21 protein-coding genes and 2 riboswitches are annotated in these 17,936 nt (G+C 54.3%); of the genes, 9 read left to right on the forward strand and 12 right to left on the reverse strand.

Features of this window, described 5'->3' with window-relative positions; all coding sequences use genetic code 11:
- The first annotated feature begins 29 nt into the window (after positions 1-29).
- The 4 genes from KNP06_RS08770 to KNP06_RS08785 all read left to right on the forward strand — a co-directional run bounded on the left by KNP06_RS08770 (position 30) and on the right by KNP06_RS08785 (position 3,779).
- On the forward strand, positions 30-695 hold the full coding sequence (locus tag KNP06_RS08770) for a response regulator transcription factor (protein WP_114166236.1): 666 nt from the start codon (positions 30-32) through the stop codon (positions 693-695).
- Complete coding sequence (locus tag KNP06_RS08775; protein ID WP_214711342.1) at positions 692-2,038, forward strand: sensor histidine kinase; 1,347 nt, start codon at positions 692-694, stop codon at positions 2,036-2,038. The genes KNP06_RS08770 and KNP06_RS08775 overlap by 4 nt, the downstream gene beginning before the upstream one ends.
- Before the next feature lie 68 nt (positions 2,039-2,106).
- Positions 2,107-3,114 (forward strand): ABC transporter permease, encoded by a 1,008-nt coding sequence (locus tag KNP06_RS08780; protein ID WP_138859379.1) that lies wholly within the window; start codon positions 2,107-2,109, stop codon positions 3,112-3,114.
- Complete coding sequence (locus KNP06_RS08785; RefSeq protein ID WP_214711341.1) at positions 3,111-3,779, forward strand: ABC transporter ATP-binding protein; 669 nt, start codon at positions 3,111-3,113, stop codon at positions 3,777-3,779. Before KNP06_RS08780 ends, KNP06_RS08785 begins: the two co-directional genes overlap by 4 nt.
- A 21-nt stretch (positions 3,780-3,800) precedes the next feature.
- Here KNP06_RS08785 and KNP06_RS08790 read toward each other — a convergent pair whose 3' ends face one another.
- A complete protein-coding gene (locus KNP06_RS08790) occupies positions 3,801-4,229 on the reverse strand; it encodes a hypothetical protein (RefSeq protein WP_034777688.1) in 429 nt (142 codons plus the stop codon).
- A 189-nt stretch (positions 4,230-4,418) separates the two neighbouring features.
- Between KNP06_RS08790 and KNP06_RS08795 the strand changes: the two genes are divergently transcribed.
- Positions 4,419-5,318, forward strand: coding sequence for an alpha/beta hydrolase (locus KNP06_RS08795; RefSeq protein WP_034777690.1), 900 nt, complete (start codon positions 4,419-4,421; stop codon positions 5,316-5,318).
- Here the strand turns inward: KNP06_RS08795 and KNP06_RS08800 are convergent.
- The gene (locus KNP06_RS08800) at positions 5,275-5,973 is read right to left on the reverse strand and encodes a CPBP family intramembrane glutamic endopeptidase (protein WP_138859377.1); all 699 of its coding nucleotides are present in this window, start codon (positions 5,971-5,973) and stop codon (positions 5,275-5,277) included. The genes KNP06_RS08795 and KNP06_RS08800 overlap by 44 nt on opposite strands.
- 78 nt (positions 5,974-6,051) lie before the next feature.
- On the opposite strand from KNP06_RS08800, the gene KNP06_RS08805 reads away from it, so the two are divergent.
- On the forward strand, positions 6,052-6,744 hold the full coding sequence (locus KNP06_RS08805; RefSeq protein ID WP_251126290.1) for a lytic transglycosylase domain-containing protein: 693 nt from the start codon (positions 6,052-6,054) through the stop codon (positions 6,742-6,744).
- A 34-nt stretch (positions 6,745-6,778) separates the two neighbouring features.
- Positions 6,779-7,366: a DUF1643 domain-containing protein gene (locus KNP06_RS08810; RefSeq protein WP_034777694.1), complete on the forward strand. Its 588-nt coding sequence runs from the start codon at positions 6,779-6,781 to the stop codon at positions 7,364-7,366.
- Positions 7,367-7,381: 15 nt separating this feature from the next.
- Here KNP06_RS08810 and KNP06_RS08815 read toward each other — a convergent pair whose 3' ends face one another.
- The 9 genes from KNP06_RS08815 to KNP06_RS08855 form a co-directional block, all read right to left on the reverse strand.
- Positions 7,382-8,116 carry an energy-coupling factor transporter transmembrane component T family protein gene (locus KNP06_RS08815; protein WP_214711338.1) on the reverse strand — a complete coding sequence of 245 codons (735 nt, stop codon included), beginning with the start codon at positions 8,114-8,116 and terminating at the stop codon, positions 7,382-7,384.
- Entirely contained in the window at positions 8,113-9,444 is a 1,332-nt protein-coding gene (locus tag KNP06_RS08820) for an ABC transporter ATP-binding protein (RefSeq protein ID WP_214788493.1), read from the reverse strand. The genes KNP06_RS08815 and KNP06_RS08820 overlap by 4 nt, the downstream gene beginning before the upstream one ends.
- Positions 9,437-10,012 (reverse strand): ECF transporter S component, encoded by a 576-nt coding sequence (locus tag KNP06_RS08825; protein ID WP_214711336.1) that lies wholly within the window; start codon positions 10,010-10,012, stop codon positions 9,437-9,439. Before KNP06_RS08825 ends, KNP06_RS08820 begins: the two co-directional genes overlap by 8 nt.
- A complete protein-coding gene (locus KNP06_RS08830) occupies positions 10,005-10,598 on the reverse strand; it encodes a YkoF family thiamine/hydroxymethylpyrimidine-binding protein (protein ID WP_214711335.1) in 594 nt (197 codons plus the stop codon). The genes KNP06_RS08825 and KNP06_RS08830 overlap by 8 nt, the downstream gene beginning before the upstream one ends.
- A gap of 79 nt (positions 10,599-10,677) precedes the next feature.
- Positions 10,678-10,778, reverse strand: a riboswitch (TPP riboswitch).
- Positions 10,779-10,840: 62 nt separating this feature from the next.
- Entirely contained in the window at positions 10,841-12,034 is a 1,194-nt protein-coding gene (locus KNP06_RS08835; protein WP_214711334.1) for a GTP-binding protein, read from the reverse strand.
- Positions 12,035-12,135: 101 nt separating this feature from the next.
- Entirely contained in the window at positions 12,136-12,399 is a 264-nt protein-coding gene (locus KNP06_RS08840; RefSeq protein ID WP_034777704.1) for a hypothetical protein, read from the reverse strand.
- A 12-nt stretch (positions 12,400-12,411) separates the two neighbouring features.
- The gene (locus KNP06_RS08845; RefSeq protein WP_214711333.1) at positions 12,412-13,293 is read right to left on the reverse strand and encodes an SMP-30/gluconolactonase/LRE family protein; all 882 of its coding nucleotides are present in this window, start codon (positions 13,291-13,293) and stop codon (positions 12,412-12,414) included.
- A 177-nt stretch (positions 13,294-13,470) separates the two neighbouring features.
- Complete coding sequence (rlmN, locus tag KNP06_RS08850) at positions 13,471-14,532, reverse strand: dual-specificity RNA methyltransferase RlmN (protein WP_214711332.1); 1,062 nt, start codon at positions 14,530-14,532, stop codon at positions 13,471-13,473.
- A gap of 69 nt (positions 14,533-14,601) precedes the next feature.
- A complete protein-coding gene (locus KNP06_RS08855) occupies positions 14,602-16,005 on the reverse strand; it encodes an amidase family protein (protein WP_251129687.1) in 1,404 nt (467 codons plus the stop codon).
- Between the two features lie 111 nt (positions 16,006-16,116).
- Here KNP06_RS08855 and KNP06_RS08860 point away from each other — a divergent pair, with 111 nt between their 5' ends.
- The gene (locus KNP06_RS08860) at positions 16,117-16,278 is read left to right on the forward strand and encodes a hypothetical protein (RefSeq protein WP_214711331.1); all 162 of its coding nucleotides are present in this window, start codon (positions 16,117-16,119) and stop codon (positions 16,276-16,278) included.
- Positions 16,279-16,322: 44 nt separating this feature from the next.
- Positions 16,323-16,423, forward strand: a riboswitch (SAM riboswitch).
- A gap of 62 nt (positions 16,424-16,485) precedes the next feature.
- Positions 16,486-16,998: a peptide-methionine (S)-S-oxide reductase MsrA gene (gene msrA, locus KNP06_RS08865; RefSeq protein WP_214711330.1), complete on the forward strand. Its 513-nt coding sequence runs from the start codon at positions 16,486-16,488 to the stop codon at positions 16,996-16,998.
- Between the two features lie 28 nt (positions 16,999-17,026).
- Here the strand turns inward: msrA and KNP06_RS08870 are convergent, their stop codons facing one another.
- Positions 17,027-17,890, reverse strand: coding sequence for a GRP family sugar transporter (locus KNP06_RS08870; protein ID WP_034777713.1), 864 nt, complete (start codon positions 17,888-17,890; stop codon positions 17,027-17,029).
- Positions 17,891-17,936 lie beyond the last annotated feature (46 nt).

Raw genomic sequence — 17,936 nt, forward strand, 5'->3', positions numbered from 1 at the left:
TCGGTGTCGTGATAGAAAGGAAGAGAGCGATGCACGTACTGATTGTAGAGGACGATTTGGCTATCCTTCACCTCGTTGAGACCACGCTACAGCGAGCCGGACATACGGTGACAGCTGTCATGGATGGGGCCGACGCCGAGCGACTGTTTATGGCGAACCCTGCCGATGCCGCGATCATCGACATCTTGCTGCCCGGCCTCGACGGACGGACGCTCTGCTCACGTCTGAAGCAAATGACGGACATTCCCGTCATTTTATTGACCGCTCTCGGGGAATGGGAAGAAAAACGAAGCGGCTTCGAACACGGGGCCGATGATTATATGACAAAACCGTTCATCCCGGAAGAGCTGCTGTTCCGCCTTCAAGCCGTCGCAAAACGTTACGCCAAAAATGCGGCCACACTCGTCACAGTCGGACCGCTCAAGCTCGACTTGCGCGATTATCGCCTTGAACTGAACAGTGAGACGATCCACCTGCCGAAAAAGGAGTTCGAGCTGCTCTATCAGCTGGCGGCGTTCCCGGGCCGGGTGTTCACCCGGGATGAACTGATCGAACAAGTATGGGGCCTTGACTTTGAGGGCGATGACCGGACCATCGATGTGCACATCAAACGGCTCCGAGGCCGCTTGCATGACGACACGATCACGATTCGAACGGTTCGGGGCGTCGGCTATACGCTCGAGGTCTCGCCATGAAGACGCTCTATACCCGGATCGTCCTGACCGTGTTCATGATTTTGCTCTTGTCCGGCGCCATCGCCCTTCTCGTCAGCAATGTCGCCTATTACGTCTGGTGGCAGCCGTCCTACAGCGAAAAGACCGAACAGACGGCACAAGCCGCCCTTGACTACTTCGAGACGCATACGGACAGTGAGGCATCGGCCTTTTATCGATTGCTCGCTCAGACGGGCTATCAACTCCTCGTCGTGCGTCCTGACGGTGAGGTCGACCGCTATGGAGGTTCGTTCCGGGACGAGCAACTCGACGAAGCCGTCATCGCCTCGGTCCGGTCCGGCGAACGCTACGACGGGATGCGCGCTTATCCGTTCCACTTGTTTTGGCTCGGCTTGTTCGACAATGAAGTCGTCAACACGTATGGCTTCAGCCTGGACGGGGAAGATGCCGTCTTCATCCGCCCCGACCTTGGCGCCCAAATCCGAGAATTGCACTTGTTCGTCGGCTTGTTCTTTGCACTCCTGACCGGCCTCGCCTTCATCTTGATCGCCCTATCGACAAGCCTGATCGTCCGACCGGTGCGCACATTGACAGATGCGACCCGCTCCGTCGCATCCGGGGCCCGTCCGCTCGATCTCCCGACCGAGCGCAACGATGAGATTGGAACCCTCGCCCGTCGTTTCTCTGACATGGTCGACTCACTGGAGAAATCCGAGGGTGAACGGCGTCGCTTCGTCTCAAGCGTCTCGCACGAATTCCAAACACCGCTCACCTCAATCAAAGGCTACGCCTCGGAACTGGCCGCCCGAACCGAAGGGGACGCCTTGATGTATGCCGGGATCATTCGTGACGAGACGGATCGCCTCTCGGATTTGACAAAACAGTTGCTCCTGCTCGCCCGGCTCGACGAGTCGAACGTGTCGCTCTCCGAACAAGTTGATGTGAGCGCATCGATCGAGGACGTCATTCGTCGCCATGCGTTCCAGCTGGATGAGAAAGGGATCGCCGTTGCGACAGAGCTTGACACATCGCTCGTCGTGACCGGCGACCCGCTCTTATTGGCCCAAGTCTGGACCAACTTGTTGACGAACGCGATTCACGCCTCTCATGACGGGGGGCTGATCACCATCAAAGCGTATGCAGCCGATCGTCCGACCGTCTCGATTCAAGATGCCGGCGTCGGAATGGATGAGGCGACGCAGGCACGCCTGTTCGAACGTTTCTATAAAGGAGATATCTCTCGGACCGGGCGGGGCACCGGTCTCGGACTTGCTATTGCCCAAGACATCGTCCGCCTGCATGGCGGTGAGATGACGGTCGAATCCCGTCTCGGGACAGGGAGCACCTTTTACGTCCGGTTTTAATCCCGTTCATATTCTGTTCATATCCGTCAGTTATGCTTCCTTCATCGCTATGAAGGAGGCTTTTTTGTATGAATTTAGCATTTAAAGAAATGTGGCGGCAAAAACGAAAATTTTCATTAATTTTTGTCATCACCCTACTCATCGTCTTATTGTCGACGTTGATCACCGGGCTTGCCGATGGGCTCGCCTATGACAACGGGGCCAGTTTGCGTGAACTCGACACCGAGACGTTTCAGTTGGCTGAGGATGCGGACGGGCAACTGACCCGCTCGTTCATCGAACTGCCGACGCCAGAAACACTTACACCGCTCGGGGTCAAACCGTTGACACTCGTCGATGGGACCGTGAAACAGGACGCCACGCTATTCACGTTACCGCGGGATTCTGACATCGGACCCGCCCTCGATCTCGCCGTCGGCGAAGTCCTCGTCGATCCAAGCTTTCTCGGGGACTTTAAACTCGGGGACACGATTCAAGATTTCACGACCGGCTACTCATTCACCATCGCGGGGACGACGGACGGACGTTACAGTCATGCACCCGTCATGTGGGCATCGATGGAGACGTGGGAGGCGTTCCAAGCAGACAGCGGACAACCCGAATACGTCTCGGCCTGGCTCGGAGAAACTGAGACGTCGCTCGCAACGCTCTCCAAACAAGACGTCGTCGAGGCCGTCCCGGGCTATACAGCCGAACAAGGCACGTTCACGATGATGCGCGGCTTCTTATTGTTCATCGGTGCGTTCATCTTGACCGCATTCTTTTATATGTTGACGCTCCAGAAACTGCCAGAACTCGGAATTTTGAAAGCGATCGGGATTCGCCCTCGTGTGATCGGCACGGCGCTCGTCACGCAAGTCATGGCAACGGTGCTCGTCGCGAGCCTGTCGGCAGCCGCCTTGACGGCCCTCGTCGCCTCGTTCGTCCCAACTGATATCCCATTCCGTTTCGATGCGGGACATGTGCTGCTCTACAGTGTGATCATGTTCGGGCTCTCACTCATCGGTACGTTGTTACCGCTTTGGAAACTGCGTCACCTTGACGCCGCCGACGCTTTAGGAGGGACATTACAATGAAATTGATGAACATCAGCCACGCCTATGACGGACAATCTGTGTTGCGTGGAATCGATTTGCAGGTCGATGCCGGGGAATGTATCGGCATCATCGGACCGAGCGGCAGCGGGAAAAGTACCTTGCTCCAAATTCTCGGACTATTGAAACGACCGGTCTCGGGACAGGTCGAGCTCGAAGGACGAGACTTGCTCTGTGCCACTGAAGAAGAGCGACGCCTCTTGAGGCTGAACGAAATCGGATTTGTGTTCCAGCAAGCACATCTCGTCCCTTACTTGACGGTCCGGGAACAACTCGAGCTCGTCCAGGCCGAGAGCGAGTCGAAACAAGATCCGATTCGGCTGCTCGACGCGCTCGGTTTGGGGCATCGTCTCGACCAGTTACCAGGGCAACTGTCCGGAGGCGAACGTCAACGTGTCGCGGTCGCTCGGGCCTTGGTCAATCGCCCCCGACTGATTTTGGCCGATGAGCCGACGGCGAGCCTCGATTATGAGAATGGCCGACGGGTGATGGAGTTGCTCGTTACTGAGGCACGGATGAGTGCGCGACGGGTCATCGTTATCACCCATGACGAACGGATGCTCGACGTCTGTGACCGGGTCCTCATGCTTCAGGACGGCCTGCTCCAACCGTCGCCCCGACATCAAAACAGGGAAGACCGCGATTGAGGCGGCCTTCCCTGTTGTTTGTCAGATGACGTGCGCGTGAAGTGGCTCCTCAATCGATGCACTTACGAGTTTTCCTAAATGATGCGTCAACCAGGCGTTGAAACCGATGATGAGTGTCATGTTCCCATGCTCGTCGATTCCGGCCGAATCGACCCGGATTAGTCTTTCCTCGATATGTTGCGAGACGAGAGTGATGCGGGCGAGCGCTAGGACTGATTGGAAGACCTCGTCCGCCGATGACCCAATCGCTTGCGCCACGTCCGACACGGACAGTTCGATCGGTCGTGCCGGCTCAAGCACATAGCGGTCAATCAGCACATCGAGTACCATCGCATGCTGACGATGGCCGTTGACCGGGGCACGATAGAAGGTCACCCCTTCGGCGGTCTTGTAATCCACCTGCCCCGTCAAGCACGCGTGCAGCAACTGATCCATCACCTCTCGCCCCATCGCTTCGTCTCCTCCCGCTTCACCTTGATGATTGTCTGGTTCCATCATAGCAAGACGATACTGCTCAAACGAACGGGACAATCATCGGTAAGTCCCTTGCTTAACGGCATGAACCCGCCGTCAAACTGACACTGCGCGTGAACTATCGTCACGTTTTCGGGTACAATAATGGAGAAAGGAGCGGTTCAGATGCAGAAGAGATGGAAAGTTGGACTTGCAACACTATTCACCGGCTACTATGCCATCAGTTATTATGCGTTCAAGCGCATGACGCGAGGCAAACGCAAGACACCAGAGATGCTCTTGGCCCCGTATACGAAAGAAGATCAATCGTTTTATCATGACGTGCCGTTCGAGCACGTCTCGCTCCGTTCTCAGGATGGCTATCGGCTGTATGGACGCGTCTACCGCAATGAAGGGTCGACGAAATGGATCGTGTTCGTTCACGGCTATACCGCATCTCACAGTTTCATGGCCCCACATTTGGCGATGTTCCATCGCCTCGGGTACAACCTCCTCGCTGTCGACTTGAGATCGCACGGTGAGTCCGAGGGCGTATACGCCTCTTATGGTTACCACGAAAAGCATGACATCACCGATTGGGTCGACTGGTTGCGGGCCAATGAAGTGGTCACGGAAGTCGGATTGCACGGTGTCTCGATGGGAGCTGCCTCGATCTTACAGGCCGGACCGTTAACCGACGTCGACTTCTTGATCGCCGAATGTCCGTTTGACGACATGAGACAGCTCATGCGCCATCAGTTGAACGTGTTACACCGGTTGCCCGGGGACCTGCTCTTGCCAGGGATCAACTATTTCTTGTGGACGCGGGCCGGTTTCCGGATGCATCAAGTCCGGCCCAAATACGACCTCGCCGCGATTGACGCGCCCGTCTTGTTCATCCACGGGACGAAAGATGATTTCGTGCCGACGTGGATGTCGGTCGAGATGAACGCGCTCAACCGGCAAAATGAGTTAGCCCTCATCCATGGGGCTGAGCACACAAACTGTATCTTGAAAGATCAACCCGCCTATGAGGCGGCCGTCAGTCAGTTTCTGAATCGACGACGTGAATCGGTCCAGCGATAAGGTCGAGCAAGGCATGGACGACCATCACTGGCCATAATACCCCCATCGCCAAGTACAAATAGCCGAGTCCCCAGCCGACGATCCCGGTGACCAGAACGCCCCTGACGCCTTGATAAGCATGGGCCAACCCGAACAAGGCGCCGCCGATGAAGGCGAGTGTCAAGGATGAGACGTCAAGATAGAGACTGACGGTGTAGAGGAGCACACCACGGAATATGAATTCCTCGGTCACACCTGCCGTCCACGAGACAGCGCTCCACGCCTTCGCCTCAATATCCGTCCGCGGCAAGAGCAACCGCTCGATTTCGAGCTCATAGTACGGTCGTAACCGCCGCCGTAACCGAGACGAGGTTTTGACGAGCAAGTAAAACGCCAGCAGCACGGAGATGAGGATGGTCGTGAAAAAGAAAAACTTCCAAGCGGACATGTCCCTTTCGACCGGGGCGAATCCGAGACCGACCATGTCTGGCGGGACGCCGAACAAGAAGACGAGGGCGAGCAAAAGCAGACTGAGCCCCCACGACGACTTGACTGTCTGTTCATAGACACGTCCACGACCGAGCGTTTCGATCATCGGCTTCATCAACCGGGCGTTGAACAATTGAACGATCAACAAATACATGAGAATGATGGTAAAGACGGCCTGTTCGAGCATCTATATCCACTCCTGTCCTTCCTGTTAGCTATATGCTACACTATTCGGGTATTGTCTAGAAAGCTAGGAGGCGGAATCTTGAAACGATTGATTTTGCGACTGACCGGTCTCATGCTTGTGATCGTGCTGTGCCTCGGCGCAATCGGCTGGTTTGGTCAACATGATAAAGTGAACAACGCCCTGTACCGGGCCTATTACGGGGACCATGGCGTCCCGTCCGTCCATCGCGATGTGTATGAGGATGCCGCGGCCACGTATGACGTCGATTGGCGCTTACTTGCCGCCGTCCATCGCGTCGAGACGATTTTCTCCCACAGTTCATCGATGCGTTCATCGGTCGGGGCGATCGGACCGTTCCAATTCATGCCGCGGACGTGGCTCGGTTGGCAATATGACACGGACGATCAAAAAGGCGATGTCCCTGAGGACGAAGTCGATTTGACGGATCTCGCGCTCATCGAACAGTACGGCGGTCTCGGACGCGATGGCAACAATGATGGCAAAGCCGACCCGCACAGTCTCGTCGACTCGGCCCATACGGCCGCTTACTATTTGAGCGAGCACGGCGGGACGAAGACAGACACGACGGACTCGATTCGAAACGCCATCTTCGAGTACAATCGCAGTGAACAGTATGTCAATGATGTGATGTCGTTTTATGAGTCATATCAAACCGATGTGTCTTATTTACCGGATGACAAGGCGTCGGCAACCCAAAGTGTCGCGCGCTACACAATCCGCTACTTGGAATGGTTCGCAGGCTGGGTCTGACCCGGCACTATTTGATTAAAAGTGAGGAAACCTTATGAACACCCATATCGAGGAAGTGACGATTCGTGTCAAGTCGGTCTTCAATGAGGACAAGACGAAGCGCTACTTGCGTTCGTACGAATTCACAGATGTCGTCGACGGCGTCATCTGTGCCGTCATCATCTACTCGCCCCGGATGAGCGATGCTTTCTTGTCCGGTACGACAACGCAGCGGGCGTATATGCTCATGCGGAACCATCTCGATCAACCGATCCGTGAGATGCGCGTCATCAGCCTCGTCCCGACACTCGCCATCAATGACAATCTGCCGTACGTCGAATCGCAACTCGACGAAGTCAACTTTCATTACGTTGAGGAAACGCTCGACGAGGTCGAGGCGAGCGGAGGTATGATTATCGTCGGCTGGGGCTCTCCGGGACGCTTGATGCATCATGCCACCCCGTATAAGGCGCTCTTTGCCGATCATGAGGCGCATATGTTCTGTATCGGCACGACTTCCAAAGGCGAGCCGCAACAGATTCGTATGGCCAACGAGAACACCGTGCTCGAGGCGTTCAATAACGAATCGATCAAACCGAAATTTAGAATCGTAAAAGAGACGAAACAAGACGACTCCGAGTGAGTCGTCTTGTTTCGTTTATATGCCAATCCATACGCTCACTCCAAACAATAGGAGCAAAAGCGACGCCAACAGAAAGTCGTTCCTGGTGACGGGCACAACCTCGTACGTCGCTCGAGGTTCCCCCGTAAACCCACGTGCTTCCATCGAGAACGCGATTCGTTCCGCTTGGCGGATCGATCCAGCAAGAAGCGGAACGATTAATTTGGGGACGTGGCGGATGTGATCGAGTCTCGTCTCCAAACGCACGCCTCGTAACGCATGCGTTTCATACAGCTGCATCAGTTCTTTTTTTAGAATCGGAAAGAAACGAAAACCGACGAAGACACTATATGCGATTTTTGGTGACAGCTTTCCTTGTTGCATCAAACTGTAGACGAACCGTTTCGGGTCCGTCGTCAGCGTGAACAGAAGCGACAAGGCTGTAAATGCCAACACACGTAAGGAGAGCGTCGCTGCTAGCATCACATTCTCATCGGTCACATCATTGCCAAACAGCTTGAACACGACATCTCCGCTTGATTGCTTTCCAAAGACGAGCGTCGTCCACAATGTCCCGAGCGCGGTGAATAAGAATGGGATCATGAACACCCCCCATCTTCTCCAGCTCACAGCAGAGAATAGCGTTTGAAGTGTAACTGTTCCGAGAAAAACAGCAAGCGGTGTCCAAGGGTTATACATGAAGGCGAGACCGAACATGAGACATGCCACGGTCAGAAATTTAATCGTCGGGTTCATCTCATGAAATGTCATCGCGATTCCACCATCAATAAGCCGTGGGTGCGTAGTAATTCTTTTTCATCCCAGAGTGAAGCGTCATATGGCCCACTCAAGTCGCCGTCACACATCAAATAATATGTGTTCGCAATCCGCGCGAAGCTGAGGTCGTGCGTCACAAACAAAATCGTCTGGCCGGATCGTGTTCGTTCGACCATTAAGTCATAGAGCGCACGAAGCGATACCTCGTCTTGTCCGGCAGTCGGTTCATCAAACGCAATCAGTTGTTTATTAGACAGCATCATCACTCCGATGGCGAGCCTTCGTTTTTGACCGTGACTAAGGGAGAGTGGATGGTGGTCACGCACTGATTCGAGCCCGAGCCGCGTTAAGACGTCCTCAATCGGGCGATTATGGCCATATGCGAGTTCTCGGGTCACATCATTCGTAACGAATAGATGCGCCGGTGATTGCGGGACGAGGCCGACTTCACGATGTTTCCGGGCTAGGCTTCGCAGCCATGTCGACTTTCCGCTACCATTTCGACCGAGCACCGCAATGAGATCACCCTCAGCGACCTTTAACTCGCTCGCTGCTAATTGAAATGTTTTTCGTTTTAATTCCGGTATGTGAAATAACATTTCCTTTCCTCGTTCAACTTTAATTGGAGAGAACGCATAATCTGGTCGGACGATGAACGGTCCATCATAGTCGATGCGCCCACTCACGAGCTTTATTTGTCGGTTAAAAAAATCACCCCATATGTATGGCCGATGCTCGATGACGACAACGTTTACGGTCTGTGCGACGCCGTCGAGCCAACGAACGAAATGATGGGCGGTCTCAGGATCGAGGTGAGCGAGCGGCTCATCGAGGAGGAGCCACTCGGGACGGCCAATCAAGGCACAAGCGACGGCAATTTGCTGCTTCTCACCCCCCGATAGGTCATGAATGGTACGGTGACGATAATCGGTCAAATGCAACGCCTCTAACATTGTGGTGACACGGGCCATCATCTCGTCTCTCGCGACGGCAAAGTTTTCGAGCGTGAAAATCAATTCTTCTTCGACCGTCTGCATGACGAACTGACTGTCCGGGTCCTGAAAGACCGTTCCGACGCGCCGGTTCACTTCGCCAGCTTCATACGTATCATAAGAGCGATCGAACAAGTGCAATCTGCCCGTCACGATGCCATCACAATTGTCCGGATAGAGACGATTCATCAAAGCGAGCAATGTTGATTTTCCCGAACCACTTGCCCCTGTAATGACCGTTCTCCCTTTTGTTAGACGTAGTGTGATATCCGTCAAGACATCGCATTTCTTGTTCGGATAACGAAATGTCAGATGTTCTGCCTCAATCATGCATACGGTCCTGTCGCGCGAGAGCATACCCATCAAGCGCGCCCGTCCGAAGCAACAAGTCGCTCAAAATCTTACCGCCCAGACCAGCAATCAACATCCCGCTCGTTGCGCGTAGTGCGAACATCGTAGCTACATATGTCGGACTGAGGGCATTGAGCCCTCCCATGACGTACGTATATGCGAAACTTGTCACAGCAGCACTGAATCCGGCGAGCATGAGCACCCAAAGATCATAGCGTTTATAACCCGTCAAAGCGAACGCCGCTTCGGCGCCGATCCCTTGAACGATCCCGACTAAAATGATGCGCGGTCCGATGGCGTTGCCAATCATCATCTCAATCGTCGCCGCAAGCACTTCGGACAAGAATGCAGCCCCAGGCTTGCGAATGATATAAGCTGCGATAATCGAGACGATGAACCATATCCCAAAAATCCATTCGTAGGCGATTGGTCCAATCAGACCGGCCCACAAGTTCCCAGCATGGACGAACGCCAAATAGACCACCGCGAACACGACCGATAAAATCGACAACAAGACGATCTCTTTTAACTTCCACGATTTAAGCATCCATACGTCCCTCATGTGACGGACTGTTCACGCTGAACGTCACCGTCATGACGACGTGGCTTGTCTTCTGTCGGACGCGTTCAAACGTCGCCTCATAGAAAGCGAACACCGGCTCGATGTCCCCATGTATACCTGAGGCGTAATGCATCGAGTCATTGAAGACACTTCGCTCTTTCGCAAAAGCGATTTCTTCGTAGATGATGTCCATATAGTCGTCATCACCGAGCGGATAGAGCGCGAACTGTGAGGAGATATATTGCGGACCGACGGGACCATTAAGCGGTTCGCTCGACACAACGAGCACTTCATCTCCGGCCGTATCCCCTGGACACCCGACCGAGAACGTCCCGCTCATCGACACATGTTCCCCTGTCTTTGTCGCGTGTGACAGCACGGCCTTAGCCACATCGAATACATGCTCACTTCGTCCACGGATGACCGTCGACACGTCATCGGTATGTCGCCAGACGTTTTGTAAATCCGTCTCCTTCAACGCCCCTTTGATGATGCTCACGAAATCAGTCGTCATCGGGCTCAGTGTAAAGCGGAACCCGACGATCGGGCTCGTTCCACATTGTTTGTTCATGTTCTATTCCCCCTTATTATGTGTACACAAAAAAGCCGCATCCATGAGAATGCGGCCACTCGTCCAATTTTAATCCATTAGAAAAAGTGCCACACTTCCTCACGCCGGTATTACCCGGATCGAGTCATAAGGGATTGGAGCCATGCTCACATCTCAGCCGAAGCACCCCTAGTGTAGTCCAATGTATGCGGTTGTTCATGCAAGAATCAGTATAGACGACCGCTTTCATTTTGTAAACGGTCTTATGAGAACGTGACGACCTCGTTCCCCGGAAGTGTGTCCCGGAGCGTCGACCAATCCAGCGCCATCTCCTCATCTGTCAGCAGACAGTGATCGAGCTCTTGTTCGATGATGGCTCGATCCATCCGCTGCCCGATCAAGACGAGCTCCGTCTGTCGGTCCCCGTACGGTTCGACATAGTCGGCGGCGAGTTCCGGTTCGGCCGCGAACATGTGACGACGCTCATCTTCCGGAAGCGTCGCGAGCCAGCGCCCGGCATGTTCGAGCGTCGAGGCGTAGCCCGCTTGTGAAAACAGACAGGCGAGGTCGTTCCGGGAAGCAATCCATAAGAACCCTTTCGCGCGGACGATTTCTTCCGGAAACGCCTCGATCCAGGCATGGAGACGCTCCGGGTGGAACGGCCGACGCCGACGATAGACGAATGAACTGATGCCGTATTCTTCCGTCTCCGGCGTGTGCACATCTGTCTCAAGTTCTTGAATCCACCCGGCCGCATGCATCGCCTGTTCGAAATCGAACAAATTGACATCCAACAGCTCGGTCAATTCCACGTTCGCATGGACAGACGTCAACAGCTTCGCGGTCGGGTTGAGCGCCTTCAACAGTCCGGTCATCTCGCCGAGTTCGGTCTCGTTCACGCGATCCGCCTTGTTCAAGACGATGATATCGGCGAATTCGACTTGTTCGACGAGCAGGTCGACGACTTCGCGGACGTCTGTCGCCTCAATCGCCTGCTTGCGTTCATGGAGCGACTCGCCTGAGTTGAAATCTTTTAAGAACCGAAACGCATCGACGACGCTCACCATCGCATCGATATAGACTCGGCTCGTCAAATCGATGCCGAGGGCGTCATCGGCATATGTAAACGTTTGGGCGACCGGGATCGGCTCTGAGATACCGGACGACTCGATGATGATTCCGTCGAGGTCCCGGTCGTTCGCAAGCTCTGCTACCGCCTCGAGCAGGTCCTCACGGAGCGTGCAACAGATGCAGCCGTTCGATAGTTCGACCAACTTTTCGTCCGTCCTTGAAAAACCGCCCTGTTCAATCAATCGCTCATCGATATTCAACTCGCTCATGTCATTGACGATGACGGCGTATTTCTTGCCCGTCCGATTGTTCAATATGTGGTTTAATAGTGTCGTCTTACCGCTTCCTAAATAACCGGACAGCACGGTGATCGGGATTCGTCTCATTCTACCCACACCTAAATCGTAATGATTACTTTTTAGATGATGACGGGTCGGTGACGTCTGTCAAGAAAAAAACACGCCCGTTTCCGGACGTGTTCTCCTGCCTATTCTTCTAACGCCTTGCGTTCGGCCTCTGAGCGTGGATAGGCGTTCGCCTGCCACTCGGCTCGATAAATCGAGTCGAGCTGGGTCAGACCGACCTCATCCGCGTCCTTATCGGCATCCACACTCGGCGTCTCATCCCACCGCGGATTCAAATACGTATGATCGTCTTCCCGGTTCGCTTCCAACAGCTTTTGAATCCCGACCCGGGCGACCGCCGCGAGCGCCAAACCGATTCCCGCACGAACGAGCAATCGTTTTACCATCTTCGTACCTCCTTATCGACCAAACCGATAGAGCGGCATCCCTTTCACATCTGTATCAATTTTAAAGACCGAACCTGCGTCCGGATGGGCCTCGAGCGCCGCGTCATCCATTCCTTCGCGCGCCGTCGTGATGGCAAGTTGTTTCAAGTCATCACCGACGAAACAGCATGACGTGACGTTCGGGGCCGGCACGAGCACCTCGAGCACTTTTTCACCCGTCTTCGGGTTCCAGCGCGAGACGCATCCGCCCGCGAAGTGGGCAATCCATAAAAAGCCGTCTTCATCGGATGTCATACCGTCCGGGAATCCTTCCTCATCTTTGAAATCGATGACGACTTCCCCATCCCCGAGTGTTCCTGTTTTCAAGTCGTACGGGTATTTGCGGACCGTCTCGGTCGGTGTATCGATATGGTAGAACGTCGAGTGGTCCGGAGACCATGTCAGACCGTTCGACAGCGTCAGTTCACTGAGCATGACCTCGGTCGTGCCGTCACGGTTCAAGCGATAGAGCGTCGCCTCGTTCTTCTCGTCGTTGAGATGAAGCGTCCCGGCAAAGATTCGTCCGTACGGGTCGGCCTTTCCGTCGTTGAAGCGAAGATCACCTTCCGGGTCATCGAGTTCGACGAGTTTATCGAGTCGCTTCGATCCCTCGTCCCATTCATAGATGCCGTCTTTCAAGCCGACGACGACGCCGTCTGTCACTTTCGGGACCGCAAACCCGATCTGTTGTCCCATATCGAACGATGACAGCTCGTCTTCCTTTTCGTCGTACCACCAAAGTGTGTGTCCTTCGATGTCGACCCAATAGAACCGTTTCAGTTCAGCATCCCAACATGGGCCTTCCCCAAGTGTATTTCTGACTCGAATCCATAACGCCGCGTTTACTGTCTCCATTGAATTGCCTCCACTCTCTACATTGATTTCAACTGACTATTCCCTGAGCGGATGAGGTCTATTCAAGATTTTTCAAAATCGTTCCGCAGAGTCGGGGGCGATGTCCGTTTTTTCCTTCGTCGGAGCGGCTCTATGAAAAAAAAAAACTCCTTGAATCATTCGATTCAAGGAGTCCACTTATTTCGCACCTTCGACGTTCATATGTTTACTGCGCAACTGGCCGCATGCCGCATCGATGTCAGTCCCGTGCTCAAGGCGGACACCGGTGTTGATGCCACGCTTCTTCAAGACATCATAGAACGCCATGATGTCCTCCGAGGTACTGCGCTCGTATTGGATATGCTCGTTGACCGGGTTATACGGGATCAAGTTGACGTACGACTTGTCCTTGATATCGTCGATGAGGTCCGCCAATTCCTCAGCGTGCTCCGGCAAATCGTTCACTTTCGACAGGAGAATATATTCGAACGTGATTCGTTTGTTCGTCTTCTCGACGTAATACCGGATGGCCGGCATGAGCTTGTCGAGCGGGAACGCCCGGTTGATTTTCATGATTTGCGTCCGTAGCGCGTCGTTAGGCGCATGGAGCGACAGCGCCAAGTTGATGCGCAAATCGAGGTCCGCGAACTTGTAAATCTTTTCGGCAAGTCCGCTCGTCGAGACGTTGATTTTACGCGGGGCGATCGCGAGACCGCGCTCGTCCTTGACGACACGCAGGAAGTCGACCAAGTTGTCAAAGTTATCGAACGGTTCGCCGATTCCCATGACGACGATATGGCTGACCCGGGCCCCTTCGCCGACTTCGTCCAAGTAATGTTGCACGGTCATAATTTGTTCGACGACTTCGCCCGCCGTCAAATCACGTGTCTTCTTCAAGAGACCGCTCGCACAGAAGCTGCAGCCGATATTGCACCCGACCTGCGTCGTCACACAGACCGAACGGCCGTACTTATGTCGCATGAGCACAGTCTCGATATAGTGCCCGTCGTGTAGTTTAAGTAAAAATTTGACCGTCCCGTCGCCCGCCTCTTGTTTGACGAACAGGTCTTGCGTCGAGATGACGTATTCGGCGGCGAGCGCCTCACGCACCTCGGCCCGTACCGAGATGTCCTCGATTTGTTTCACTCGGTCGATGTAGAGCGAGTCCCAGATTTGTCTCGCATGGAAGGCGCTGTATCCCCAAGAGACACACGCTTCTGTCAGCTGATCGAACGTCAGCCCGTATATAGATGGTTTCATTGCTATCTGTCCTTTCTTCAATCCGCATACGTACCATTGTAGCGGACGTGGACGACGGGTGCAACGTTCTTATAACGGTGGAACGGGACGCGAAATATGTCGCTCGAACGCATACGCCAGACGGATCAAGTCACGTTCGGCATAACTCGTCCCGGTGAACGATAGGCCGAACGGCGCCCCACTCGCTTTCAAGCGATATGGGATCGTGATGGTCGGATGCCCGGCTTTTGCCGCCATGTCATAGTTCAAATCGTGAGGCAAGACGAGCGCGTGCAACTGTTGTTCGTTTAATAGGCGGTCGAGTCCGTCCGTCTTGGCGTCACGCACGTCATCGAGCCGACGCGTCAAATAGGCCGCCTCGATGAGACGTCCCGACAATCTTTCCGCCTTTTCGAACGTCTTTTGTCCGTGCGGGATCGTCTCAGGATGTCTGTTGTTCCAGTCCATCAAATCCGACAACGTCTCGTATGGGAGCGTCGTCGTGGCCAGGTACGCCTCGATCCCAAGTTTGAACTCGTGGTACAAAATATCGCCTTGGTCGAGCGTATCATGGGCGGGCAGTTCGACTTCGACAAGGTCGATGCCGCTCTGTTTCAACAGCTCGGTCGCCTCACCGTATAATGCTTGTTCTTCTGCTGATAAATCAGCTTTGACGATCCCGACACGCATCCCGACCGCTTGGCGCTCGTCGAGGCATGTCCGATACGGCGGACCGGCCGGGAGGTTGAGTGTCGCCGGGTCCGCCGGGTCTTCCCCTACCATCGCCTCAAGTGCCCTTACCGCGTCTTCGAGCGTTCGTGCCATCGGTCCCGCCGTGTCTTGCGACCGCGAGATCGGGATGATGCCACTCCGACTGATGAGGCCGACGGTCGGTTTGATGCCGACGATGCCGTTGTGCACGCTCGGATGGATGATCGAGCCGCTCGTCTCGCTACCGACAGCGAGCAGTGTCAGGTTCGCTGCGACCGCAGAGGCCGAACCTGAGCTCGAACCTCCGACATCGAGCTTATCCCCATATGGATTGAGCGCCTGCCCACCGACGCCGCTCCAGCCGTTCGGCATGCCCTCGGTCAAAAAGTTGGCCCATTCGGACAAGTTCGCTTTCCCGAGGATGATGGCCCCGCTCGCTCGCAGGTTTTGGACGAGATGGGCGTCCCGGCCTGCGAAGTGATGCGCGAGTGCGACGGCCCCGGCCGTCGTCTTCATGAGTCCGGCTGTCTCGACATTGTCTTTGATCAAGACAGGAATGCCGAGTAGCGGCAAGCGTAGCCCGCGACGAAATGCCCGGTCAGCCGACTCGGCCTCGAACAAGGCGTCCGGGTTCACTTGAATGACCGCCTTCAGTTTGTCGTTGAACTGGGCGATCCGGGTCAAATAATAGGCCGTCACGTCACGCGCCGTGAACGTTCCTTCTTTATATCCGCGATGGGCGGTTTCGATATCGAGTTCCATAAAATCAAATGTGTCAGTCATATTGATTCCTCCTTTGGTCACTCGATGGTATTCGCTATCGACACATGATTTCCTGTTTTCGTTCGCCAACGAATGTGTAACTTGGTACACTGAAAGAAAAGGGAGGTTACTATGAACCGTTCGTACGTACTCGTCTTATTGTCCGTATTTGCCTTGTTCTTCTTACAGTTATATGCCGGGGACGCCCCGTATACGCTACCGCTCTCCATCGTGCTCGGCATCCTGATCCTCGGTGCCACCTTGCTCCAACTACGGCGCAAGCCTAACCGTTGACGCCGCTTCAAATCTGATGGTATGATGCTGTCACCAACTACATATCGATATCTTGAGTGAACGAGAGACCTGGCTCTATGACTTCACAGCAACCTGCTACGGCAAGGTGCTACTACCAGCAAGGCGATTGCCTTGGCCGATATGACAGAGCGCTCATGTCGATGACATGGGCGCTTTTTTTGGAATGAACATGAGGGGGACTTATTAATGGAAAAAGCAACATTTGCAGGCGGCTGCTTTTGGTGCATGGTGACACCGTTCGAGGAACAGCCCGGCATCGAGTCGATCGTATCAGGTTATACGGGAGGTCACGTCGACGATCCGACGTATGAACAAGTGAAGACGGGGACGACCGGACACTATGAGGTCGTCGAGATCATGTTCGACCCGACGCTGTTCGCTTACGAGCGACTGCTCGAACTGTATTGGATTCAGACCGATCCGACCGATGACGGCGGTCAATTCCAAGACCGAGGCAGTCAATATGCGCCGGCCATCTTCTATCATACAGAAGAACAACGCGTGCAGGCAGAACAGAGTCGCGATGCGCTCGCGGCGAGCGGACGTTTCCAACAGCCGATCGTCACGAAAATTTTACCGGCCGACACGTTATATCCGGCCGAGGAGTACCATCAAGACTTCCATAAAAAAAATCCAGCCCACTATAAAGAGGACCGGAAAAAATCTGGGCGTGACGCATTCATTGAACAAGCCTGGTAAGCGAAAGACGGGTCGTCTGACCCGTCTTTTAGCTTTTAGCGATTCCGAGCATGAATCCAGCCACGACGATGAGGCCGATTCCCATAAAGACGAAGACACGTTCTTTCGTCGTCTTCTCTTCTTTCAATAGATAGATTCCGCCGAGCGTCGCCACGACGACGTTCAATTGCGACAAGGCGAACGAGGTCGCGATCCCGACTTCACCGCTCGACACGAACAGCCCGAAGTTCCCGATTCCCCAGGCGATCCCGGCCAAGATGTTTTTGAACGTCTTCGGATCGAACTTCTTCACGTCTTTCTCACGCAGGCTGAACAACAGCGCCGCGACGAACATACCGACCGACTGTGGCAAGATGGCCGTGATCCCGTCGACCTCGAAATAGTTCGTCAGGACGGCGTACGTCACGTAACCGATACTCGACACGAGCAGAACGAGCAATCCTTTCTTCAAGGCGCCGCTACTGTCGCCGTCTTTGTTCTGCTGATACGACGTCAACGCAGCCCCAATCACGATGAGAACGAGCGCCGAAAATCCGAGCCATAGTTCGGTCGTCGTTTTCCAGTCTCCGAGGACGATGACACCGAACAACGATGTACCGAGAAGCTGCATGCCGGTGCTGATTGGCATCGCCTTCGAGACACTTAAAATTTGAAACGATTGGAACTGTAAATATTGTCCGAGTGCCCAGAATGCGCCGGAGATGAATCCGGTCACGATTGCGAGCGTCGTGAACCCGGGATTGAACACGAGTGCGATGATGACCGCCATCACCATCGCCCCGATTGTCGTCCCGATCAACTGTTGAATCGGCTTCCCGCCGACCTTTGAGACGATGAGCGGGATACTCCCCCACATCAAGGCAGGTAAGAGTGCAAGTAAAATCATTTCCATACATGACACCTGCTTTCGTAATATAACATCATTTGTGATTTTCCCA

The organism is Exiguobacterium sp. s21, assembly GCF_018617975.1.
GTDB lineage: Bacteria > Bacillota > Bacilli > Exiguobacteriales > Exiguobacteriaceae > Exiguobacterium > Exiguobacterium mexicanum_A.